The following is a 23866-nucleotide window of genomic DNA, read 5'->3' on the forward strand; positions in this document are numbered from 1 at the left end:
AAAGTCGTTTGAATGATTTCTTCTTGGTCTACGTGCCATAAAATACTCCATATATTGATGTTTATAACATCATTTGAGGAGCAGAATATCACTTATAGGAGTTGTTCAAATTTCCCGATCCATCTCTGTATGAGGACGCCCTGATTTCTTTTTAAGTGATTCTGCTTTTGCTAAAACCTCGACCATTTCAGTAAAAACTTGCCGAGGTACGCCAACCAAGCGTTTGAATTCAGAATCTGAAAAATGGTTTAATTTCTGATATCTCATGACATTTATATGGGGATAGTTTTTACTTTCGCAAGAGGTCTATTTAATATGTTTAGTTTGTATGTTAATTAAAACTTAACAGTGGTGGATTATCAATCAGATATTAAATAATAGATAACTAGTTAACATTATTTATTTTTTGTGTTACTTTAATCAAAAGAATATAATATAACCACACTATGATGATACCATATCAAATTCGAGCAACGTTGTTGCAGATGGAACCGAGTTTAGATGCGAACTGGGAGGAGCTCTTAGCGAATATTTTCGAAGGGGCTGACATCGACGTTCGTGAAGAAATTGATCGTCAAATTTTAAAACCTAAAGAAATTCAATGGAATCGCGTCACGAATAGCTTTGATTATCGGGTAACCAATTCTCTTGCTATCCTAAAGCATAGCTTTGCTAGCGAACGTATGCGTTCGATTGCCACAAAATTAAGTCATTCCATCAATTGGCTTAAAAATATTACTGATCCTATTCAAATTGCAGATTATTTAGAAAATGCCTTGCACCAAATTGATCAAATTCCAGTAGAGGATGATCTTAAGTTGCAGCGTGAAAAAATGATGATGCGTCGCGTCTATCTTCAAGATGTTGCAAAATTAATTCGAACAATAGACATTGATCCTCCAGGCGGTGTTCGTGGTTTAACGCCGAACCAAATTAAAAGCTTTATTGTTGAGGTCTACATTAAGCAACAATTGTTGGGGTATTGGTTTAAACCCTTACTTGCTCGATCTTCAGCAATGATGGATCACCCATTTTTTAAATTTTGGTTGTTAAAAGAGCAGTCTGTACGCCGTTTTGATATTGTTAAGACTTCCGAATATCTATTTATTATTGCTCCAGTCAGTAATTTTGAAAATAATCCTTATTCGATTCGTCGATTCTTGTTTGAAGATTTTCTTGATTATAACGAACAAATTTTTCTGAATGGTATTGTCTTAGACATGAGTCGTTATACCGAAAAAGGTTACATCGACGAATTTACCAAGCAAGTTCAAATGATGATCACGGTACAGCATCAAGTACATAAAGACGTGATCTTAATCGTTCAAGAGTTTGAAGAATTAGCTGAGAGAAAATTGATTCCAATGCTGACGCAAACGATTGGAACGGGTGGAGGTAAAAACTCAGATGTTGTTGCAAAACAACATATTCGTAAGTTTGAATCTATATTGACCAATGATCTTTTGACTCCTTTACATGATGCACTACGTAATCACATTTCCCATTTAGAAGAATACCAATACCTATTTGTCAGTATTCATCGTATATTTTCCGATATTTTGGCGCATTATAAAGACTTCAAAGAACAACCTGCTTTGTTCTTTAACCATACCATTCAATTGTTTGAATATCAGTTGTTAGCTTATGTTAAGTTACTCGAAAAGCGCAAAGAAGAAATCTTTGTTCCGATGAATATCTATGAATGGAAGGTGATGAATGATCGTTCCGAACAACCTATTCTGACCCTACAAAAAGACTTAACTCGTCACATTCAAGATTATCGAGAGACAACACTCTACATTGGCCGTTTAAAGAAAGAGCAAGCTGAAGTGCAAGGTTCTTTTATGAAGCGTATGATGCGAGGCGATAAATTAGATAAAGAACTTCAGCAAGTTTCACATGCCGCGATTCGAATAAAAAAACAGGCTTATTTAGATATTTTGAGTATTCCTAAAAACTTTCGTAAATATTCTGTGTTTATCGAATTTGAAAGTTTCACAGCGACCAGTGAGTTAGAGCGTCATTATGCATTTCCTTCGGGTGATAATGGCGTCACACGCCTACCTCTTTTGGTCAAAATTCCTGAAAACCTAGAACATTTTAATCTGGAAGAGCTGAATAACTCGATTAGCTATGATTTGAGATTTTCCCCCGCGGGCTAAATAACGGATTTACTTCAAATACTTTAGGTGCTTTAGTTACCATATTGAGTTGAATTTGTTTGATATTTAAGGGAATTCTAAGATCATTTTTTTGCAAAATGATCTTATTTGCTTTTTAAATTGATAATAAATTCAAGGTAATATTTAAGCGAATCAAATTAAAAAAGAAACTCTTGCAAATTAAAACGTAGTTTTGATTTCAACTCTTAGATAATTCCATTACAATTGTTGGGTTTAAGAATTTAATGCCTAGACATATAAACTAGAGGAAGTATCTGTGAGCAAAGACACAATCGTTGCCCTACATGCAGAGCACCAAGGTCGCTGGAAAAACCGTGAAGAACTTGCGGAACGTATGATTTCCCTATTGGGTCAGTTATACCGTGAAAAAAATATCGTAGCGTCTGTTTATGGTCGCTCGTTAATCAATCGTTCAGTGATTCAAATCCTTAAGGCTCACCGCCGTACACGTGTTATGGATGTTGAACTTTCTGTTGTTCATACTTACCCAATTCTAGAAGCGTTGGCTAAAGTTGAGAACATTGGTTCTGCTGAAGTTGATCTAGGTAAACTTGCTGTTGAATATAAAGAAAAAGGCGGCGACATCGATGCATTCGTTGCTGATGCTGTTCAGTCTTTAGAAGGTAATGCTAAAACTGTAGCACACAGAGATGTTGTTCTTTACGGTTTTGGGCGTATTGGGCGTATCCTTGCACGTTTAATCATTAGCCAATCTGGTTTGGGTCGTGGTTTAAACTTGAAGGCAATTGTTGTGCGTAAATCATCTGATGGTGATTTGGAAAAACGTGCTTCTCTTTTACGTCGTGATTCTATTCACGGTCCATTTGCAGGCACGATTTCTGTAGATGAAGAGAATGAAGCAATTATTGCAAATGGTAACTTCATTAAAGTGATCTATGCGTCTAATCCTTCAGAAGTGGATTACACTGCATATGGTATTAATAATGCACTTGTGATTGATAATACGGGTAAATGGCGTGATTCAGAAGGTCTTGCTCAACACCTTAAATGTCCAGGTGCTGCACGTGTGATTTTGACTGCGCCTGGTAAAGGTGACATGAAGAACGTTGTCTTTGGTGTGAACCAAGCTGACATTCTTGATGAAGATCAAATCATCTCTGCTGCAAGTTGCACAACCAATGCAATCACACCAACACTTAAAGTATTGCATGATAAATACACAGTGTTAAATGGTCATGTCGAAACAGTTCACTCGTTTACAAATGACCAAAACTTGATCGACAACTACCATAAAGCGGACCGTCGTGGTCGTGCTGCTACTTTGAATATGGTGATTACTGAGACTGGTGCTGCTAAAGCAGTGGCTAAAGCACTTCCAGCACTTCAAGGTAAATTGACAGGTAACTCTGTTCGTGTACCGACACCAAACGTATCACTTGCGATTCTTAACTTAACCTTAGATAAAGAAGTAGATCGTGAAGAAGTAAACGAATATATTCGTCAAATTTCAATTGGTTCTAGCCTTCAAGGTCAAATTGGTTATACCAACTCGACTGAAGTGGTATCGTCTGATTTTATCGGTTCGCGTACTGCGGGTGTATTTGATGCGCAAGCGACAATTGCATCGGGTAACCGTTTAACAGCCTATGTTTGGTACGATAACGAAGTCGGTTATAGCTGCCAAGTATTACGTATTGCAGAACAAATGGGCGGCGTAAGCTATCCAAAAGTTCCAGCAGAAAAAACTGCTTAATATGTGACCTATAAAAAAAGAGCTTCGATGGAAGCTCTTTTTTTGACTTATAATGACAAGAAAATAATATAAATAGACATAAACTTGAAAGAATAAAATCATTAAATTACACAATAGCGTATACAATTCTCATAATATGAGAATTGTATGAAATAAAAATAATAGTCACATAAGGATTATGCATTGCAATTAAAACATGTGCTCAGTGGATTGGCATTCATTGTGATCGCGACAATATGTGGAGTGCTCATGGCAATATGGGTGTTTAAGCACTTTAACATCTATATTCCCTTGGAAAATCAAAATGTCAGTATTGATTTACAAGAGCCTTTAGAAGCCAAAGTAAAAATTCACGATGCACTGGATGTCGATGTGACTGGGCGAGTAAATGCGTCAATTCCGATTAAAGAAACTCTAAATATCCCTTTAAAGCAAACACTGAATCCAACGGTGTACTTTGACAATCAAGTGCCGATTAAAACCATGATCCCTGTACGTGAAAATCTCACCATTCAGCAAGATATGTTTGTCGATACTAAAGTGAAGGTGAGGGTGTTGGGCAAAGATATTAGCTTGCCTTTAAAAGGTAATATCCCGATTAACCTGAATGTACCAATTAAAATGGATGTGCCTTTGGAGCAAATGATTCATCTTAAATTTAATGCACCCGTTGAGACGGTTTTAAAAGAAAATTTAATTGTGCCATTGGATGCAACGCTGAAAACCAATATTCCCATTAAAGGTCATTTAAATGTACCCATAAAAACTGCACTTAATGCATCGGTAGATGTTCAAAATACTTTGCCTGTGGTGATTGAAAAAGGCGATTTAAAAATTCCTCTAAACTCAGTTAAACTTTTTAAATCCCAGCAAAAAGAAGTAGTAGCATCAAAACCACCTGTGATCAACGATACAAAAAATAAAAATGAAATAAAGCAAATTCAAAATCAGACAAATCAAACAAATGAGTCAAAGACTATAAGTTCAAAAAATTTGCCTGAAAAGGTTGCCCAATAATGGTTTTTTATCGGTCAATTAAAGTTTGGGTAATCATTTTTTTGATCATTACTGGTCTAGTCGCAGTTTTATTTTGGTTATATTTAAATATCCAAGCTTCGATGCATGTTACAGCAAAGGATTCTAAGATTAGATTACCAGCGTCTTTGCCTGTAAAAATTGATGTTGGAAATTTCTTGGAAACGCAAAGTATCGGGCGACTTAATACTCAAATTGATTTAGATCGTAAAGTGAATATCGACTTAAAAGGCAAATATCTCGCCAATTTAAAATTTGTGGTTGAGGTTCCTGTCGCAGTGGATGTGGATTATAAAACCAATATTGTGATTGATCAGACAATGCCTTTAAGTACGACTTCTGATTTGGTTTTTCCACAAAGATTTATGCCGAAATTGCCTTTAAATTTGGATATTCCTGTGAAGTTAGAGGTGCCATTTCACTTGAAAAGGCAGTATACGGTTCCTATTCAGATCTCTTTTGATGGACTGGTTTATCTTGATTTGAATGAAAAACTGCAATTAGCGGTTAAACATCAATTTAATCCTGTATTGAATGTCAATGATCCAATGACGATGGAACGTATTTCTAGTTTTAATGCCACAATGACCAATACAGTGCAAAACACAAAAGCCAACTTAGAATTGAAAATGGATTTGCCGCTTAAAAATATCCATCCATAAAGAAGCGTTGAAGTTTAAACTTCAACGCTTAGTGACAACTATGTGTTGCTAGAGAGCAAGGTGAAGTTCTAGCTCAATCACTTAAATTGAAGTATTCAACGTATGCTTCACCTGTTCTTGAATGGTGGTGCTTTTACGTCCAATCAATTGCTCTAAGTCATGTCGATCGCTAAACATTGCACCAGTCTGTGTTTGTACATCTGCATCAACAATGACATCAACGAGTCCTGCTGGTAAGCCTGCTTTAATCAATGCTTGATGATATTGTTCAGACGCTAAATTTTGATATTGAACTTTTTTACCAGAGGTGTCGGAAATCACCTGAGCTAACTCACTCAATATAAATGAGGTAGAACCCGCTAATTCGTAAGTCTTATTTTTGTGGCCTTCATTGGTGAGTACTGTTGCAGCTGCTTCGGCATAGTCTTTACGCGATGCTGAACTGATTTTTCCATCGTTTGCTGCACCATAGAGCACACCAGATTCGATGGCATGGCTCAAACCTGCAAGATAGTTTTCTGTGTACCAGTTATTTCTTAAAAAGGTATAATCTGAACCGCTTGCTTTAATGAGTGCTTCGGTTTCACGATGCTCTTGAGAAAGTCCAAGAGGTGAAGTATCTGCATTTAATAAACTGGTATACGCAATATAAGGGACTTGGCTTTGTTGCGCTGCTTTAATCACTGCTTGATGTTGAGGTGTACGTCGCCCAACTTCATTTGCAGAAATCAGTAATAATTTATCAATGCCTTCTAAAGCAGGTGCAAGTGTTTTAGCATCATCATAATCAAAATGACGGACTTCAATCCCTTGATCTTCTAAGTTCTGTGCCTTATTGGGATCGCGTACTAAAGCAACGATATTTTGCGGATTGGTTTTAGCCAAAAGTGTTTGAATCACGTGTTGACCTAATTGACCTGTAGCGCCAGTAATTGCAATTTTCATTCTATTCTCCACTGTTATTGATGAATTAATCGACTTGATGGAATAAGCATAATCTGTTAACTTACTAAATGTAAGTACGTACCAAAAAGTAAGTATTCAATAATTTTGTTAAGGTGTGTCATGGTTAGTCAGTATGGTCAAAGCGAATTAGTTGGGCAGGTGCTATCAAATGCATGTCCATCTCGTGAAATATTGGAGCACCTCACCACAAAGTGGTCGGTACTTGTCTTGAGATGTTTGAGTGAAGGCGTGCATCGTTTTAGTGAATTGAAACAGCGCATAGAAGGTATCAGTGAAAAAATGTTGGCGCAGACGCTTAAAACCTTGGAAAGTGATGGATTTGTGATTCGAACGGTTTATCCTGTTGTACCACCAAAAGTTGAATATCAACTCACGATCATGGGCTCTCAAGCATCGAATAAAATGACGGAATTGGTGGGTTGGATTGAACGAAATTTGCCTGAGATTTTAGAAAATAAAGAGGCACTACAAGCTCGGAAGTAGATTGTTATTCTATGTCTTGATATTTGTGATTAAAAAATGCCTTACTTAACCCGAATAAATCAAAACTAATGTAATTGTTATGAACCTAATTGTGAAAGAGAAATATGCTGATGGAGCTATTTCTCTTACACTTGAAATCATTGTAAGGCTACTTTTTCGGCATCCATTTAAAATCTAAACGATCAATCAGTAAAATTCCAATCGCGAAAATCAAACCAAGTGCTACACAACCAATCCATTGCCAATGTTCCCATGCATAAACAGCACCCAGCGAGCCTAAGGCAGCACCTGAGAAATAGATGGTCATATAAACTGCATTGATACGAGATCTGGCTTTAGCATCAAGGCGATAAACTAGATTTTGATTCAGCACATGAAAAGCAGTTAATCCAAAATAACTCATCAAAACACCAATGGCATAAATCCAAATATTTTGCTGAGCGAAAAATAAAGGAATGCAAGATAACAGCATCAGTGAAATACAAAGCTTAGCAACAAAATTCTCTTTGCCTCGTCCAACGGTTTTACCTGACCAACTTGAAGAATAAATGCCAATAATGCCGAGTAAACCAAACAGGCCAATTTCAAAATCATTAAAAAAGTAGGGTGCTGAACCCAATACAAAGGTCATTGAGGTAAAAACCATGGATAAAACACCAAAACCGAGTGCGCCCGCACAGGCTCGACGAATTAAATGTGGATTATGGCGTGCAAGAGTAAAGAGTGATTGGTAAATGCTGGAAATATTTAAGTTTGGCTGTGCTTGAGTATTAGGCAGTTTTCGCCACATCAGTATTGCGAATAATAAGGTAATGACCCCGCTACTCAAATACACACCTTGCCATGACCAATAGGTTGAGACAAAGCCAGCAAATGTGCGGGATAAAATAATTCCCAGCACCAAGCCGCTCATCAGCTTTCCAACGATTGCAGCGCTTGACTCAAGTGGACTAATAGATGATGCAAATGGAATCAGGACTTGTGCAGAAATTGCCCCAAACGTTGCACAAAGGGTAAAAATATACAGGCTTGATAGAGTTGAACTGAATGACAGGAGAATTTGAGATATTCCAGCAAACACCATTAAGCTCACGATAAGTTTACGTTTATTGAGTAAATCTCCTAAGGGCACTAAGAGCAATAGCCCTAAGCCGTACCCAATTTGAGCAATCACAACAGCAAAACCCGCTTGGCTAGACGTAATATTTAAACTTTTTGCAATCGAGTAAATCAACGGCTGATTAAAATAGGCTGATCCAGCACAAAGCCCACAAGCCACTGACATAAGTAAGACAAATTGTGAGGACAATGCAGAGGGTTGTGTAGTCGAGGAATTCCGTTCCATTTTGATCATCTTGACTAAATATTGGGTGGCTTACTATAGGTAGTTCAATCCTAATTCAGAAATAACTAAAAACGCTGATATAAACGCTAAAATCTATAGGTTTGGATAATAGAATAAATATGAGTGATGGATTTTTACACGATTCCTTTATCTTTGAAAGAAATATTCAAAAAGTGGATGTGCTTTATGGAATAGTCAGTAAATATAGTCGAGAAATTCTTTAAAATATGGCAGAATATGCGGTTTTAAAGTATTTAGAGGATTGGCAGCATGCGCTTTGTTGATGAAGCAGTCATTACCGTAGAGGCTGGCGACGGTGGCAATGGCGTAGCCAGTTTTCGCCGTGAAAAATTCGTACCATTTGGTGGTCCAGATGGTGGTGATGGTGGACGTGGCGGTAACGTATTTGTTCAAGCCGACGAAAACACAAGCACTCTTGTAGATTATCGTTATACCCGTCGTTTTCGTGCGGAACGCGCTAAAAATGGCCGTGGAGCGAACTGTTCGGGTCGTGGCGGTGATGACACTGTATTATTGGTTCCAGTGGGAACAACCATTGTAGACACAGAGTCTGGCGATATCATTGGTGATCTAGTGACAGCTGGTCAGCGTGTCATGGTTGCCGCTGGTGGTGAAGGTGGTTTAGGGAATACTCACTTTAAATCATCGACCAACCGTTCACCGCGTAAATGTACCCATGGTACAAAAGGTGAATTCCGTGAAATTCGCTTAGAACTCAAAGTTCTTGCGGACGTTGGTTTGTTGGGTATGCCGAATGCAGGTAAATCAACGTTTATTCGTGCTGTTTCAGCTGCAAAACCAAAAGTGGCAGACTATCCATTTACAACCATGGTGCCTAACTTAGGTGTGGTTGATGCAGATAGCCATCGTTCATTTGTCATGGCGGATATTCCAGGACTGATCGAAGGTGCTTCGGATGGAGCAGGTTTAGGTATTCGCTTCCTCAAGCATTTGGCGCGTACGCGTATCTTGCTTCATATTGTTGATGTTCAACCGATTGATGGTTCAGACCCTGCTTACAATGCAAAAGCAATTTTAGCTGAACTGAATAAATTCTCTCCGACATTATCCAAACTTCCGATTGTATTGGTGTTGAACAAAGTTGATCAGTTAGAAGAAGCGACGCGTGAAGAATGGTGTCAACATCTTTTGACTGAAATGCAATGGGAAGGTCCAGTATTCCGTACTTCAGGTTTAATGTCTGAAGGCACGAAAGAAGTTGTGTATTACTTGATGGATCAAATCGAACAACAACGTGAACGTGAAGTTGAAGATCCTGAATATGCAGCAGAAATGAAAGCGTTCCGTGATCAGCTCGAAGCTGAGACGCGTGAACAAACGATTGCTGCAAAAGAAGCTTATCGTGAAATGCGTCGTCAACAACGTCTTGCAGGAATGCTAGAAGAAGATGATGTTGATGAAGATGAAGACGGCGAAGATGAAGCAGAATCGTATTACGTACGATAATCTCTAAAAGAGTCTGAGGACAAAATGATCGAAGTGGTAGATGGACAGCGGCAGCTCAAGGCTTGCAAACGTATCGTTGTTAAAATCGGATCTTCTTTACTCACAGCAAATGGAAAAGGTTTAGATATTGCAGCGATTTCGCATTGGGCGAAGCAAATTGCAGATCTTCACAATGCAGGACATGAGATTATTCTCGTGTCTTCAGGTGCTGTGGCTGAAGGGATGGTTCGCATGAAACTTGAGCATCGACCCACCGATCTACCCAGTCTTCAGGCGTGTGCAGCTATTGGTCAAATGGGATTGATTCACACTTGGTCGAGTGTTTTGGAAAAGCATTCCATACAAACGGCTCAAGTATTATTGACCCATGATGATTTGGCTGATCGTCGACGTTATTTAAACTCTTGCGATGCACTTCAAAATCTTATTGATTGGAAAGTGATACCGGTTATCAATGAAAATGACACTGTTTCGACAGATGAAATTCGTTTTGGTGACAATGACACGCTTGCTGCGATGGTTGCTGGTCAGGTTCATGCAGACTTATTGATTATCCTCACGGATCAAGAAGGTATGTTTGACTCTGATCCACGTTCAAACCCGAATGCCAAATTATTCTCAACCGTTCGTGCGCTTGATGAAAGTCTATTTGATATGGCGGGTGGTGGTGGTAAATTCGGTCGAGGTGGTATGCTCACTAAGGTTCGTGCTGCTCGTTTAGCTGCAAAATCAGGTTGTCCAACACTGATTGCAAGTGGTGATAGTGATCACGTACTTTCACGGTTAATGGCGGGTGAAATGCTTGGTACATTGTTCATTACTGACAATGACCGTATCACAGCGCATCAGCAGTGGTTAGCCGCGCATTTACAAACAGCTGGACGATTAATTCTTGACGATGGTGCAGTGAAAGCCATTAAAGAAAATCATCGGAGCTTATTGCCTGTTGGTGTGAAAGCAGTTGAAGGACATTTCGAACGTGGTGATGTGGTTGAATGTGTCGATCAACAAGGTGGACGTGTTGCCGTTGGTCGTGTCAACTTTAGTTCTCGTTCGGCGGATATTGTGAAAGGTCTGCCTTCTGATAAAGTTCATCAGGTATTGGGTGAAGCGCGTTCATTAGAAATGATCCACCGCAATCATATGGCGATTTACTAATTTTATTGATTAAGAAGATTGATTTGTTTTGATTAAAAAAGCTCGCTTAGGCGAGCTTTTTTAATGGTTGAATGATAGGGAGAATCTGATCTTTACCGACCATATAAGTATAGTCAGCCAGACTAAACATCTCTAAATCTTCGTGTGAGTTCCCATAAGCATAAATAGCCTCATATTGATCAAGATGATAATGTTCTAAGACACGAATTTTCTTCTGTTCGCGACTACAGTCAGGTGTTGAAAATAAGCCTGTAAATACGCCATCTTTAACTTCAGCTTCGGTACAGATTAGATTTACACCAAGTAGCTCTGCGATGTCCTTTAAATATAAATCAACAGATGCGGAGACAATCACGACATCATCGTTATTATGTTTATGTTTTAACAGTTGCCGATAGATTTGTTGATCCAAGCTATTACGAAGTTGATGCGAATATTCTAGTGCTAAATCAAGTAATTGTTGCGTTGGCATATCTGCGAACATGGCTTTAAACAAACGAGGGCGCATCGAATCAGCAGGATATATATTCAAGAAATACGCTTGAATCCAAGGCAAAATTTTGATGCCTTGTTTCACAATATGTCTTTTCTTTAAAGCGTAAAAAATGAAACCCGTGAAGCTATCTTTGCAACACAAAGTCCCATCAAAATCAAACAAGGCTAAGTTTTTATTCTTTGCGCTTTCTGCATACATGTTTGATATCTTCCATTTACACGAGTTGCAAACCAATTGGTATTATAATCACGACTTAGCTTTGGTCCTGAAATAACAACTTCAGGCATGATTGCATAGAAATCCTTTTTCTTAGTGTCTTTTAGATATAACTCTTTAACCGCTTTGTAGGTCGCTGTTTCTTCAAATTCATCGTCTTTTTCATGTTTTAAATCCGAGCGAATTTGCTTTGGTGTAATTAAAACATTATGCGCTGCGAAAAGGTTAATTAGTTCACGCTCAGATGAGCTTTTTTCTGGTCTTGGATTGCCATTCTTCCCATACAGTAATAAATCGCCATCTAATGTCAGTTCGGTTTTAGTGAGTGAATTAATCTTGCTTTGGAAGGCTGCATTACGACTTGAATAACGTCCTGAGTTATAGTCCGCAAAACGATATAATGGCTTATCATAATCAGCTGGGTACATCATTAAGCGATGGATACCATAATATAATCCGCCATAGCGGGTATACATATCTGTCCGAAGCTCAGCAATACTCCCACTTTGACGTTTATGTTCTTTGGCATAGCTGATATGAACTTGCATTGAACCTAAAGTTGTAATCGGATTGAGTTTTTCACCGATATCTTGACCGACAAGCTTGGCAGCACCTGTCAGCGCACTCACGTGATAATGTTTTGCCATATAGGCAAAAATTTCACGATAAAGCTCATCTAGCTCTTTTTCAGTCTTTACCTTTGCCATTTGTTTCAAATAGTTATTTTCTGGCGTAGGTTGGTTTTTTAAAACATCTTGGAAATAGTTGGCAACAGTGCCACCAATATTCTCTCCAAGTTTATCTTTAAATTTCTCATCAAAGCGATCTTGAACTTCTTTTACCGCCTTTTGACCCAGACCGGGTACGGTAGGGTTGGCTACGAAATTCGATTCCTGATCGACGACAGCGACAATGGTGCAGACATTTTCTTTATTTTGTGGAATACCCAATTGTTCGGTGATATCGAAAATATCCTTCGCCCATAAATCACGCTCACTGACGCGAGTGGGGATCACTTTTGTGATTTGTTCAATATTTAAGTGCTTTTCTTCATCATCCCACCAAGAACCATTGCCACATCCAGTCAACAAGAGACTTGTCGATAAAAGCGCAATCGCGTGAACAATAGGTGAAGGGTGAAAACTTTTTTTCATAGCGTAAAACACGTTCATAAATGGGTGAGCCGAAAAGGCGGATGGAGTATACTATGGCAGTCAAAAAATGTATGAATATATATGTATATTGGTCCGTATCAACTGTCAAATAATTTAATTGTTGCTCCTATGGCAGGAGTTACTGATCGTCCGTTTAGAACCTTGTGCAAATACTTTGGTGCGGGGCATGCGGTCAGTGAAATGATGACGTCTGATCAGACTTTACGAATGAGTAAAAAGAGTTTGTATCGGGCCAACTTTGATGGTGAGTTGGCACCCATTTCAGCACAAATTGCAGGATCTGAACCTGAAGAGCTTGCTCAAGCTGCACGGTATCAAGTATCAAATGGTGCTCAAATTGTTGATATCAATATGGGCTGTCCAGCAAAAAAAGTATGCAGTAAATTGGCAGGCTCTGCATTATTAAAAGATGAAGATTTAGTTGCACGAATTTTAGATGCTGTGGTCGCTGCCGTAGATGTGCCTGTCACTTTAAAGACCCGATTGGGTTATTTGAATGGTCAAGAAAATATCATCCGTGTGGCTAAGCGTGCTGAAGAAGCGGGAATTGCTGCATTGGCACTGCATGGTCGTACTCGTGAAGATATGTATTTAAATACAGCACGTTATAGCCTGATTAAAGAAGTGAAGTCTCTCATTGATATTCCTGTGATTGCCAATGGTGATATTGATAGCCCTGAAAAAGCCAAATATGTATTGGACTACACAGGTGCAGATGCAGTCATGATTGGTCGTGCAGCTCAAGGTCGACCTTGGATTTTTAGAGAAATTGCCCATTATTTGAAAACAGGTGAGCATTTAGACGCACCTTCAATTCAAGAGGTGAAAGATGTTCTTTTAGGACACCTTTCAGAACTTTATGAATTTTATGGTGAATACTCAGGTTGTCGAATCGCGCGTAAACATATTGCTTGGTATACGCGAGGACTCCATTCAAGTAATGAGTTTCGTCAATCGATGTACAAAGTTGAAAGTACTGTTGATCAAGCCAAAGTTGTAGAAAATTATTTCAACTTGCTACTGGATCAAGGCAGTAACATGAATGATGTTCAAGTCGAAAAATTAAATTTATTAGAGGTTTAATTTTCTATAAAATCTTTATGAGAATTGATTTGTTTGAACGAAATTAAATTCCCATTTTGAATAAATGATGTCTATCTTTAATCAAAATGGGTAGTTGCATTTAATTTGAAATTAATCGTAGTGATTCATTTCTAAGACCAATTGATTCATCAAGTCTTGTGCTTCTATTTCACGAATCTGACACACATTTGAACCTGCCCAAAATGCGCCAAACTCAGTATTTTTCGCCTTAACAGCGGCTGCATTAAGCTGTTTTCCGAGATCATAAGCATATGGATAGGGTGCAACATCCACACGTTCAGGTAGATCTACAAGTTTCATCCAGTCATTTAAAATTCCACGCGCGGGTCGTCCACTAATGCTTGATGTTATTTGTGTAATTGGGTGGTCGAATAGGGCTTTACGATACGCTGCATTGGCACTTGATGATTTACATTGTACAAAGGCGGTTCCCATTTGAACTGCAGCAGCGCCCAAACTTAAGAAATATTGAGCTTGAAAACCATTCATAATGCCACCGGCTGCGATAATAGGGCATTGACAATGTGATGTGAGCAAGCGAACTAAATCGGCAGTTTTAATGCCACTATCAATATTCTGATTGAATATTCCTCGATGTCCACCTGCCTCAATGCCTTGAGCAATAATAAAATCAATACCCGCAGCTTCAATCGCTAAAGCTTCAGCTAAGTTAGTTGCCGAAACCATCGTGATAATTCCAGCATTTTTCAACGCTTCAATTTGATGTGCTTTGGGAATGCCAAAATGAAAGCTGACAGCTTTAGGTTGTGTTTCCAAAACTAAATTTAAAAAATCATCATTATCCGAAAAGCTTGGATAAATACAGTCTAATTTTTGAGGCGGGGTAGCATCATATTTTTCAAATAGTGGCTTCAGGTGATCGATCCAAATTTGATTTTGTGTTTCGTTTGGAGTCACTGATTCATGACAAAAGAAATTGAGTTGAAAGGGTTGATCCGTTAATGTCTGTGTTTCTAAAATTTGCTGACGAGCAGACTCAACACTGGCCGCACCTAGACCGAGTGACCCGAGTCCTCCTTGATTAGAGACTTCCGCTGCTAAAGTCGGTGTGGAGACACCTGCCATAGGGGCTAAAAAAATAGGATGTTTGATACCAAGTATTTCTAAAACAGACATAAGGGCGCTCCTTGTTTTAGTCAATTTGCCTAAGCTTGGATGACTAAGCAAATTATTTTCATTATTTTATTCATAAATGGATCATCTATTTTTATTTTGAGTGATTCAGATCTTTCAACTAAAATTTTTTTATCAACCTTCATAAAATCTAAATTCAAAAAAATAATACGACAGCATATGTCGTGTTATTGATAACCGACATCTAAGAAAAGCTTAAACCTTTTATAATGCTTTGGTTACTCCTTACAGAGATGTGCTTCATGTCAGATCGTATCCGTGAAAAACTTCAAATTTTAGCTGATGCTGCAAAGTATGATGTTTCGTGCTCATCGAGTGGTAGTAATCGTAAGAATAAAGATAAAGGTCTAGGCAATACAGGATCAGGCATCTGTCACAGTTACACTGAAGATGGTCGTTGTGTTTCGTTGCTTAAAATTCTTTTTTCAAATGTGTGTATTTTTGATTGCTCTTATTGTGTGTCTCGCCGTTCCAATGATATTCAGCGTGCTGCTTTTACGGTTCAAGAAGTGGTCGATTTAACGATTAACTTTTATCGACGTAATTATATAGAAGGGCTATTTTTAAGCTCAGGGATTTTTAAATCAGCCGATTTTACGATGGAGCGCATGCTTCAAGTGGTGAAAAAGCTACGTCTTGAAGAGAACTTTAATGGCTACATCCATTTAAAAACTATTCCAGGAGCTTCTCAGGAAATTATTCATGAAGCAGGTCTGTACGTAGACCGTATGAGTATTAATCTGGAAATGCCGACAGAAGTGGGGTTGGTTAAATTTGCGCCAGAAAAATCGCATGCAGAAGTTCAAAAAGATTTGGGTATTGTGCGAGATCGTTTGATTCAATTTAAAGATGAACGAAAATTGATTAAATCTGTGCCTAAGTTTGTGCCTGCAGGGCAAACCACGCAAATGGTGGTTGGTGCAGACAACGAGACCGATCAGGATGTGATCCTGATGGCAGATCGTCACTATAAAGAGTTTAAGCTAAAGCGTGTCTATTACTCAGGTTATATTCCAATTAATACAGAGGAAAAAGCTCTGCCTGCTGTGGGTACAGCACCGCCATTGTTGCGTGAAAATCGTCTTTACCAGTCAGATTGGCTTATGCGTTTTTATGGTTTTGAAGCCAATGAAATTGTCAATAATCAACATCCAAATTTGGATTTAGAGGTAGACCCTAAACTCAGTTGGGCTTTGAGAAATCCTGAGCAATTTCCAGTTGACATCAACAAAGCAGATTATCGAATGATCTTACGTGTACCGGGTATTGGTGTACGTTCTGCGAAGAAAATTGTGAGTGCGCGTCGTTTTGGTCAGATTCATATTGATCAATTAAAACGAATGGGCGTTGCATACAATCGAGCACAACATTTTATTCGTTGTGCAGATACACCTCAGTTCATTAAAGATTTAATGCCAAGTCAAATTCGTCATCAAATATTACAGGCTGGGCAATCTAAATATACGTCGCAACTTTCGCCGCAACTCGGCTTTGGTTTTTAACTTGAATTTAAGTGAACTGGATTAGTGATGGCACGTTATGTATTCGATGGCACGATGACGGGATTACTGTGTTGTGTATATCGGGCTTTTCAATTTAAAGAGTTTGAGGTTGCGGTTTTTTCGAATGCGCATACTTCAGAGCAAGATTCGAGTTTAATTCAATCAGGTTTATTTGATGAATTTGTACATGTGGAATCGAATGATGAACATGCACAACGGGTGTGGCAAGGTTTAAAACAAAAAGTCTCTGAAAATGGTATACGCAATTTTTATTACTCATTTTTATCAGAACAACAAGTCGCATTTCAGCATTTATTTAACTTTAGTATCTATGTTTTTCAATCCTCTAAACCTGTAGATCGAGACTATGGTCATCGAGATGTTTTAGGTATTGCGCAGTGGGCGAAGCAAGTGGGGCGTGAAAAGCATCGAATGGAAGCCTTTGTCCGTTTTAAAAAGTGTAAGGATGGATTATTTCTGAGTTTAGTGAAACCTGATTTTAATGTTTTACCACTAATTGAGCGTCACTTTAAAAATCGTTATCAAGATCAACAATGGTTAATTTATGATGAAGCTCGTCATTTTGGGATTTATTATGATCTTAAAAAAGTACACCAAGTTCAGATGAATGCACACACCATTGATACTAATTTGCAGATTGGGATGAGCCAAAGTTTTAGTATCGAACTGGATGATGAAGAGGTTTTATATGATCAGCTTTGGAAAGATTATTTTAGAAGCGTCAATATTGAAGCCCGTAAGAATGCCAAACTTCATATTCAATATGTGCCGAAGCGATATTGGCGTTATATGAATGAAAAAACTGTTTAATTTATTGATTTTTAATATATTAATGTTTATATTTTAATCTTTTAAGGGGCTTGTATGATTAAAATTATTCTTGTATTAACGGCTTTATTCTCGGTGTCAACAACATTTGCTCATAGTGGCGGTACGGATAAAAATGGTTGCCATCGTGAATCAGCAACAGGGACGCGACATTGTCACTAAGTCATATTCAATCAGCATTAAAAAGCCTGTATGAAACAGGCTTTTTATTTTGAAATAGTGCGAAATCTTAACTTCTTACTGGATTAACAAGATGTTAATTTCTCAGGTTGTGGTTTTTCATTTGGAAAGAAAATAGGACGTAATTTAACGCCAACAGCATTACCTATAAATGCAAAAATCAACCATAGCCAACCGTGTAAGCTCCCTGATGCGATACCGCTAAAATAAGCACCGATATTACAACCATATGCTAAACGAGCGCCGTAACCAAGCATTAGTCCACCGATAATGGCTGCAATAATAGAGCGTTTAGGAATCTTTAAATTGGGTGCGAATTTTCCAGCTAAGCTCGCTGCAAGGAGTGCACCTAACATGATTCCAAAGTTCATCATCGAAGTAATATCGAACCATAAAGATTCTGCTAGGGCTTTGGCATTACTTGGTTTTTGCCAATAATCCCAAGCAGCAACATCGACACCGACCAAACTTACGGCTTTAGCCCCCCAAACAGCCAGTGCAGAAGTCACACCCCATGGTCGACCTGCTAAAGCTAAAGTCGCAAAGTTAAGTAGAGTCAAAATAATTCCACCCCAAATCAAAGGCCAAGGACCACGAATGAAACGTTTCCAACCTTGTTCTGAAGCTTGAGTTTCTATTTCAAGACTACCGTGACGTTTCTTTTCCATCACAACAGTGATCAATGCGATGACCGCAAATAAAACAAAATTCACAATCAAGGCAGGCACTACACCGAGTTGCTCAACAACAGATATCGGTGCTAAATGCGGGAGATCAAACCACCAATCTAAATGTGATGTTGCGATCACCGATCCGAGACAGAAGAAGATGAGCGTCACGATCATACGTGAACTACCACCACCCACTGTATAAAGCGTACCCGATGCGCAACCACCGCCCAGTTGCATACCGATCCCAAAGATAAAAGCACCAATGGCCACAGACATAGAAACTGGGTTTACATTACCTTTAACGGGATTGCCAAATAATTCTCCTGCACCCAATGCAGGAAAGAATAAAAGTACAGCTAAACCTAACATGATCATTTGAGCACGTAAGCCACGTCCACGACGTTCTTTTATAAAGACACGCCAACTTGATGTAAAACCAAAGGATGCATGGTACAAGGTCATACCCAGCGCGCCACCGATCAAGAAAAGTAAAGCTTGATTTAAGCCCACGAACTGATAAGCACCAATGGTCCCTGCGATAATCAAAAGTGTAGCAACCCAAATCGATGATTGAGATCGATTTGAACTAGAAGTCATAATGGACATAAAAGGAGAAGTGAAATTAAAAAAGTAATTTTAACGCAAATTCGAATTTTAGGGTCTTTGAATCGCATAGAATTTCAGAAGGATAATACAGGCTATGTGAACTATATCTATTTATATTTTATAACGATTATACAATATTTTTTTTATTGTTATGAGTAGTTGTCGTTATATTCATATTGCTAAAAATTAAAAAAATAATCATAGATTGTAAGCTGTGAGACGCTTGGCTTAAAACTCTGTCATAGCTAAAAAGACTTATAATAAAAATTAGATCTAGATTTTTCGGAATATGTATATATTATTTTTAGTGATTTAGGGAAAAATACATATCAAAATAGGACATTCTTATTAGACTAAAGGTTTAGTCATTTGATTTTTATTGCCAATTTTTTTTATTTAGAATTGCCAACCTAAGTTTTACTTATACTTTAAACATATTTGATGATGACACTGTTGTTATAAGTCGAAAGTTTAATTCTTATTATTTGATTTCATAAAAGGTTCTTCTATGGATATTCAAGTTGATGAGCAATCTCAACCACCCAAGAAGCAAAAATTTTACCAAATTCTTTATGTGCAAGTTATTTTTGCCATCATAGCGGGTGTATTGCTGGGTCACTTTATGCCAGAGTTTGGCGAGAGTCTAAAACCTCTAGGTGATGCTTTTATTAAGATCGTGAAAATGATCATTGCACCTGTTATTTTCTTAACAGTGGCTACTGGTATTGCTGGCATGACCAACATGGGGGCTGTAGGTCGTGTGACGGCAAGGGCGATGATTTACTTCTTGTTCTTCTCATCACTTGCTTTGGTTGTCGGTATGATCGTCGCTAACATTATTCAACCAGGTAAAGGTCTGAACATTGATCCTGCACTGCTTGAAGGTGATAAAGTCGCGACTTATGTTGAAAAAGCACATGATGCGTCAATTGTTGATTTCTTGTTGAATATCATTCCAAAGACTTTAATTAGTCCATTTGTCAGTGGTGATATTCTTCAAGTCTTGTTTGTTGCAGTGCTTTTTGGTTTGGCTGTTGCTGCAGTGGGTGAAAAAGGGAAACCTATTACCGACTTTATGAACAGTTTAACTGCTCCAGTATTCCATCTTGTCGGTATGCTCATGAAACTTGCACCAATTGGTGCGTTCGGTGCAATGGCATATACAATCGGTGCATTTGGTATCTCAAGTATTGGTAACTTATTACTTTTAATTGCGACTTTCTATATTACCTCTTTGCTCTTTATCTTGGTGATTTTAGGTGCAGTAGCACGTTATAACGGATTCTCAATTTTAGATTTGATTCGTTATATCAAAGATGAATTATGGTTAGTATTGGGTACAAGTTCTTCAGAAGCTGCATTGCCATCTTTGATGGATAAGATGGAAAAAGCGGGTTGTGAAAAATCTGTGGTCGGTTTAGTGATTCCGACAGGTTACTCGTTCAACTTAGATGGTACAAACATTTATATGACGATGGCTGCCTTATTCATCGCACAAGCGTGTAATATTGATTTGACGATTTGGCAACAAATCACCATTTTATTGGTTGCCATGATTAGCTCGAAAGGTGCTGCAGGTGTGACAGGGGCAGGCTTTATTACTTTGGCTGCAACACTATCCGTTATTCCAGCTCTTCCAGTTGCTGGTATGGCATTGATTCTCGGTATTGACCGTTTTATGTCTGAATGTCGTGCACTGACCAACTTAGTGGGTAATGCTTGTGCGGCGATTGTTGTTGCACGTTGGGATGGGGCATTAGACAAAGAACAGCTTGATGCTGCTTTGAAAAAACCTGAATCCGTTTAATTGGTTTAGTCTTTTATCGATCAAATCAAATTGCTAAAAAAAGAGCCTTCATTGAGGCTCTTTTTTTTAATTTAGATTCATTGAATTCACATTGGACTGACATCAAATAGTGAACCAATCCATGTAGAGCAGAGCATAGCGATGATTCCCCAAAGTGTTACCCTTAGACTGCCTTTAAGTATGGAGGTTCCTGCAAAATAACTAGATATTGCACCAAGCAGCATCAGCGATAAAATGCAGACAATCATAATCACCATTTGGATATTTTGTTCCGAGCTCAGCCATATGGAAATAAGCGGGAAGAATGCACCCAATGAGAATGATAAAGCTGAAGAAAAAGCAGCTTGGAGTGGTTTTGCCGAAGTAATATCGTTAATGCCAATCTCATCTCTTGCATGTGCATCCAAAGCATTATGCTCAGAAAGTTGAACGGCAACTTGATGTGCAAGCTCAGGAGTAAGTCCTCTGTTGATATAAATATGAGTCAGTTCTTTAAGTTCTAGTTCTGCATTGTGCTTCAGTTCATGAGCTTCGAATTTCAAATCAGCTTCTTCGATATCTGATTGTGATTGAACAGAAATATATTCGCCTGCAGCCATTGAAATCGCGCCTGAGATTAATCCAGCAACACAAGTAATTAAGAGGGTTTTGGATGAAGCTCCACTGGCTGCCATGCCTAAAACAAGGCTAGTGACCGAAATAATGCCATCGTTCGCACCCAATACTGATGCTCTTAACCAGCCAGCGCGATGCATATAATGTTGTTCGGCATGATGAGAATGTGACATAGGTAAATATTATTGGAGGGAATTGAACATAACATATTCAATTTATAGCTCATTTAGCAATCTATAATGCAAACTTTAATGAAAAAAATAGCCTCTAATTTAGAGGCTATTTTTAACTCAAAATACCATGAAATATTAGTTTTGAGCTTTTTCTTTTACATTGGCAGCACCTTGTTCAACTGCAGCAGCAGCTTCAGCGGTTGCATTTTTAGTTGCATCTACAGTTGTATCAGCAGCATTTGCAGTAGCAGTAGCCGCATGATCGGCAGCATTTGCAGTTGCGTCAGCTGCATTATCTACAGCAGTTGCAGTTGCGTTTGCAGCGTTCGCTGTTGCATCTTGAATATCAGCGCCAGCTTGATTTGCTGCATTTTCTAAATGTTCACCCGTTGTTGCGCCTGTTTCTGGGGCTTTCTCTTTATTACAACCAACCAAAGCAACAGTAGCAGCAAGACCTAAAGCAACAAGTAATTTATTCATTTTTTGTACCTTTATATCAGTATTATTTTGATCCAAAATTTTGGATGAAGTTAATATATACAAATTTTATAGGAAGTATGATTAAAAATTGTAAATGAATGAATACGTTAAATTAAAAAACCGATACATCTACAAAGATGTATCGGTCTAATGATTTACTCAAAAATCTTAAGATTACTGCCCAGAACGAATCATATAATCAAAAGCAGACAGAGACGCTTTTGCACCTTCACCCGTTGCAATGATGATTTGCTTATAAGGCACAGTGGTACAGTCACCCGCAGCAAACACACCTTTGACATTGGTTTCGTTGCGCTCGTTGATGATGATCTCACCACGATTGCTTAACTCAACCTTCGAGTCTTTTAAGAAATCCGTGTTTGGCAACAAACCAATTTGAACGAAGATCCCGGCAAGCTCTACAGTGTGCTCAACATCAGTTGTACGGTCTTTGTATTTTAGTGCTGTGACTTGTTTGCCATCACCGACCACTTCAGTCGATAAGGCATTTTTGATCACAGTGGTGTTCGGTAAGCTGTTCAATTTGTCTTGAAGTACTTGGTCCGCACGTAGTTTGGTATCAAACTCAACCAAGGTTACATGCTCAACAATACCCGCAAGGTCAATTGCCGCTTCTACACCCGAGTTACCCCCACCGATCACTGCAACACGTTTGCCTTTAAACAGTGGACCATCACAGTGTGGGCAGTACGCCACACCACGGGTACGGTATTCAGCTTCACCCGGTACATTCATCTCTCTCCAACGCGCACCTGTAGACAGGATCACGGTTTTCGATTCAAGTTTTGCACCATTTTCCAAAGTCACTTCAACATTACCGTAAGTGGTTTGGTCTGCACCCACAATCGATTTCACTCGTTGTAGATTCATGATGTCGACACCATACTCACGGACATGTGCTTCCATTTCAGCTGCAAACTTAGGACCTTGAGTCTTTTGAACTGACGTGAAGTTCTCAATGTCCATGGTATCCATCACTTGACCGCCCATGCGCTCAGCCACGATCCCAGTACGAATGCCTTTACGAGCCGCATAGATGGCTGCGGTATTGCCCGCAGGACCACCCCCAATCACCAATACATCAAAGGCTTCTTTGGCATTGAGCTTCTCCGCATCTTTCGCAGCAGCGTTGGTGTCTAACTTGGCAATGATTTCTTCCAAAGTCATACGCCCTTGACCGATGTGTGCGCCATCTTGGAACAACATTGGAACGGCCATGATTTTACGTTCTTCGACTTCGTCTTGGAAGAATGCACCATCAATCATGGTAGCTGTAGTGCCTGGGTTGTTGATCGCGATTAAGTTCAAGGCTTGAACCACGTCAGGACAGTTATGGCAGCTGAGTGATACAAACACATCAAAGTTTGATTTAATGCCTAAGTCTTTAATTTGAGCCAACACTTCATCAGAAACTTTCGGTGCATAACCAGAAACTTGTAGCAAGGCCAAGATCAAAGAGGTGAACTCATGACCCATTGGAAGACCCGCAAAGAATACACGTGGTTGTTCACCTACTTTTGCAATTCCGAAACTTGGTGCACGGCTGTTAGTTCCGTCAAAACGCGCAGTCACCAGTGCAGACAATGCCGCCACTTCTTCAACCAGTTCTTTAATTTGATTTGATTTATCTGTGCCATTTAAGGTTGCCACGATTTCAATTGGGCTTTCAAGGCGTTCAAGAAGTGTTTTGAGTTGTGCTGAAGTATTTTGATCTAACATTGCTAACGTCTCCAAAGGAGTAAATGTTTATTTGATAAATGAATCATAGCCAAATCTTATAAA

Annotated in this window: 21 protein-coding genes and 1 pseudogene; 12 read left to right on the top strand and 10 right to left on the bottom strand. The window is 38.8% G+C overall.

Features of this window, described 5'->3' with window-relative positions; translation table 11 throughout:
• Positions 1-105: 105 nt before the first annotated feature.
• Positions 106-267 carry a hypothetical protein gene (locus AC5YD2_RS14380; RefSeq protein ID WP_496127008.1) on the bottom strand — a complete coding sequence of 54 codons (162 nt, stop codon included), beginning with the start codon at positions 265-267 and terminating at the stop codon, positions 106-108.
• 179 nt (positions 268-446) lie between these two features.
• On the opposite strand from AC5YD2_RS14380, the gene AC5YD2_RS14385 reads away from it, so the two are divergent.
• From AC5YD2_RS14385 to AC5YD2_RS14400, 4 genes and pseudogenes are all read left to right on the top strand, one after another.
• Positions 447-2162 (top strand): hypothetical protein, encoded by a 1716-nt coding sequence (locus tag AC5YD2_RS14385; protein WP_496126989.1) that lies wholly within the window; start codon positions 447-449, stop codon positions 2160-2162.
• Between the two features lie 277 nt (positions 2163-2439).
• Positions 2440-3897 (top strand): glyceraldehyde-3-phosphate dehydrogenase, encoded by a 1458-nt coding sequence (locus tag AC5YD2_RS14390; RefSeq protein ID WP_496126990.1) that lies wholly within the window; start codon positions 2440-2442, stop codon positions 3895-3897.
• A gap of 183 nt (positions 3898-4080) precedes the next feature.
• Positions 4081-4815, top strand: a pseudogene (locus AC5YD2_RS14395) (MFS transporter); the annotation flags it as partial.
• Between the two features lie 98 nt (positions 4816-4913).
• Positions 4914-5594: a hypothetical protein gene (locus tag AC5YD2_RS14400; RefSeq protein WP_496126991.1), complete on the top strand. Its 681-nt coding sequence runs from the start codon at positions 4914-4916 to the stop codon at positions 5592-5594.
• A gap of 81 nt (positions 5595-5675) precedes the next feature.
• Here AC5YD2_RS14400 and AC5YD2_RS14405 read toward each other — a convergent pair whose 3' ends face one another.
• Complete coding sequence (locus AC5YD2_RS14405) at positions 5676-6539, bottom strand: SDR family oxidoreductase (protein WP_496126992.1); 864 nt, start codon at positions 6537-6539, stop codon at positions 5676-5678.
• Between the two features lie 120 nt (positions 6540-6659).
• On the opposite strand from AC5YD2_RS14405, the gene AC5YD2_RS14410 reads away from it, so the two are divergent.
• Complete coding sequence (locus tag AC5YD2_RS14410; protein ID WP_496126993.1) at positions 6660-7043, top strand: winged helix-turn-helix transcriptional regulator; 384 nt, start codon at positions 6660-6662, stop codon at positions 7041-7043.
• 148 nt (positions 7044-7191) lie between these two features.
• Here the strand turns inward: AC5YD2_RS14410 and AC5YD2_RS14415 are convergent, their stop codons facing one another.
• A complete protein-coding gene (locus AC5YD2_RS14415; protein ID WP_496126994.1) occupies positions 7192-8388 on the bottom strand; it encodes an MFS transporter in 1197 nt (398 codons plus the stop codon).
• Positions 8389-8658: 270 nt separating this feature from the next.
• On the opposite strand from AC5YD2_RS14415, the gene cgtA reads away from it, so the two are divergent.
• On the top strand, positions 8659-9876 hold the full coding sequence (gene cgtA, locus AC5YD2_RS14420; RefSeq protein ID WP_496126995.1) for an Obg family GTPase CgtA: 1218 nt from the start codon (positions 8659-8661) through the stop codon (positions 9874-9876).
• A gap of 24 nt (positions 9877-9900) precedes the next feature.
• Positions 9901-11034 carry a glutamate 5-kinase gene (gene proB / locus AC5YD2_RS14425; protein ID WP_496126996.1) on the top strand — a complete coding sequence of 378 codons (1134 nt, stop codon included), beginning with the start codon at positions 9901-9903 and terminating at the stop codon, positions 11032-11034.
• Between the two features lie 46 nt (positions 11035-11080).
• Here proB and AC5YD2_RS14430 read toward each other — a convergent pair whose 3' ends face one another.
• Both AC5YD2_RS14430 and AC5YD2_RS14435 read right to left on the bottom strand, forming a co-directional pair.
• Positions 11081-11728, bottom strand: coding sequence for an HAD family hydrolase (locus AC5YD2_RS14430; RefSeq protein WP_496126997.1), 648 nt, complete (start codon positions 11726-11728; stop codon positions 11081-11083).
• The gene (locus AC5YD2_RS14435) at positions 11695-12900 is read right to left on the bottom strand and encodes a DUF1615 domain-containing protein (protein ID WP_496126998.1); all 1206 of its coding nucleotides are present in this window, start codon (positions 12898-12900) and stop codon (positions 11695-11697) included. Before AC5YD2_RS14435 ends, AC5YD2_RS14430 begins: the two co-directional genes overlap by 34 nt.
• 81 nt (positions 12901-12981) lie before the next feature.
• On the opposite strand from AC5YD2_RS14435, the gene dusB reads away from it, so the two are divergent.
• Positions 12982-14004 (top strand): tRNA dihydrouridine synthase DusB, encoded by a 1023-nt coding sequence (dusB, locus tag AC5YD2_RS14440; protein ID WP_496126999.1) that lies wholly within the window; start codon positions 12982-12984, stop codon positions 14002-14004.
• A 111-nt stretch (positions 14005-14115) separates the two neighbouring features.
• Here dusB and AC5YD2_RS14445 read toward each other — a convergent pair whose 3' ends face one another.
• Complete coding sequence (locus tag AC5YD2_RS14445; RefSeq protein ID WP_496127000.1) at positions 14116-15162, bottom strand: NAD(P)H-dependent flavin oxidoreductase; 1047 nt, start codon at positions 15160-15162, stop codon at positions 14116-14118.
• 260 nt (positions 15163-15422) lie between these two features.
• On the opposite strand from AC5YD2_RS14445, the gene AC5YD2_RS14450 reads away from it, so the two are divergent.
• From AC5YD2_RS14450 to AC5YD2_RS14460, 3 genes are read left to right on the top strand one after another with little or no spacing between them, the layout of a single operon-like run.
• Positions 15423-16682, top strand: a complete 1260-nt coding sequence (locus AC5YD2_RS14450) for a putative DNA modification/repair radical SAM protein (protein ID WP_496127001.1) — start codon at positions 15423-15425, stop codon at positions 16680-16682.
• 27 nt (positions 16683-16709) lie between these two features.
• The gene (locus AC5YD2_RS14455; protein WP_496127002.1) at positions 16710-17513 is read left to right on the top strand and encodes a TIGR03915 family putative DNA repair protein; all 804 of its coding nucleotides are present in this window, start codon (positions 16710-16712) and stop codon (positions 17511-17513) included.
• Between the two features lie 54 nt (positions 17514-17567).
• The gene (locus tag AC5YD2_RS14460) at positions 17568-17693 is read left to right on the top strand and encodes a YHYH domain-containing protein (RefSeq protein ID WP_496127003.1); all 126 of its coding nucleotides are present in this window, start codon (positions 17568-17570) and stop codon (positions 17691-17693) included.
• 83 nt (positions 17694-17776) lie between these two features.
• Here the strand turns inward: AC5YD2_RS14460 and AC5YD2_RS14465 are convergent, their stop codons facing one another.
• Complete coding sequence (locus tag AC5YD2_RS14465; RefSeq protein WP_496127004.1) at positions 17777-18988, bottom strand: YeeE/YedE family protein; 1212 nt, start codon at positions 18986-18988, stop codon at positions 17777-17779.
• Positions 18989-19496: 508 nt separating this feature from the next.
• Between AC5YD2_RS14465 and AC5YD2_RS14470 the strand changes: the two genes are divergently transcribed.
• Positions 19497-20795 carry a dicarboxylate/amino acid:cation symporter gene (locus AC5YD2_RS14470; protein ID WP_496127005.1) on the top strand — a complete coding sequence of 433 codons (1299 nt, stop codon included), beginning with the start codon at positions 19497-19499 and terminating at the stop codon, positions 20793-20795.
• An 86-nt stretch (positions 20796-20881) separates the two neighbouring features.
• Here AC5YD2_RS14470 and AC5YD2_RS14475 read toward each other — a convergent pair whose 3' ends face one another.
• The 3 genes from AC5YD2_RS14475 to ahpF form a co-directional block, all read right to left on the bottom strand.
• Positions 20882-21583, bottom strand: coding sequence for a VIT1/CCC1 transporter family protein (locus AC5YD2_RS14475; protein ID WP_496127006.1), 702 nt, complete (start codon positions 21581-21583; stop codon positions 20882-20884).
• Positions 21584-21718: 135 nt separating this feature from the next.
• Positions 21719-22063 carry a hypothetical protein gene (locus tag AC5YD2_RS14480; protein WP_496127007.1) on the bottom strand — a complete coding sequence of 115 codons (345 nt, stop codon included), beginning with the start codon at positions 22061-22063 and terminating at the stop codon, positions 21719-21721.
• A 174-nt stretch (positions 22064-22237) separates the two neighbouring features.
• Positions 22238-23803 carry an alkyl hydroperoxide reductase subunit F gene (gene ahpF / locus AC5YD2_RS14485; protein WP_496126801.1) on the bottom strand — a complete coding sequence of 522 codons (1566 nt, stop codon included), beginning with the start codon at positions 23801-23803 and terminating at the stop codon, positions 22238-22240.
• Positions 23804-23866 lie beyond the last annotated feature (63 nt).

The sequence above is a fragment of the Acinetobacter sp. CY73 genome (genome assembly GCF_059515865.1).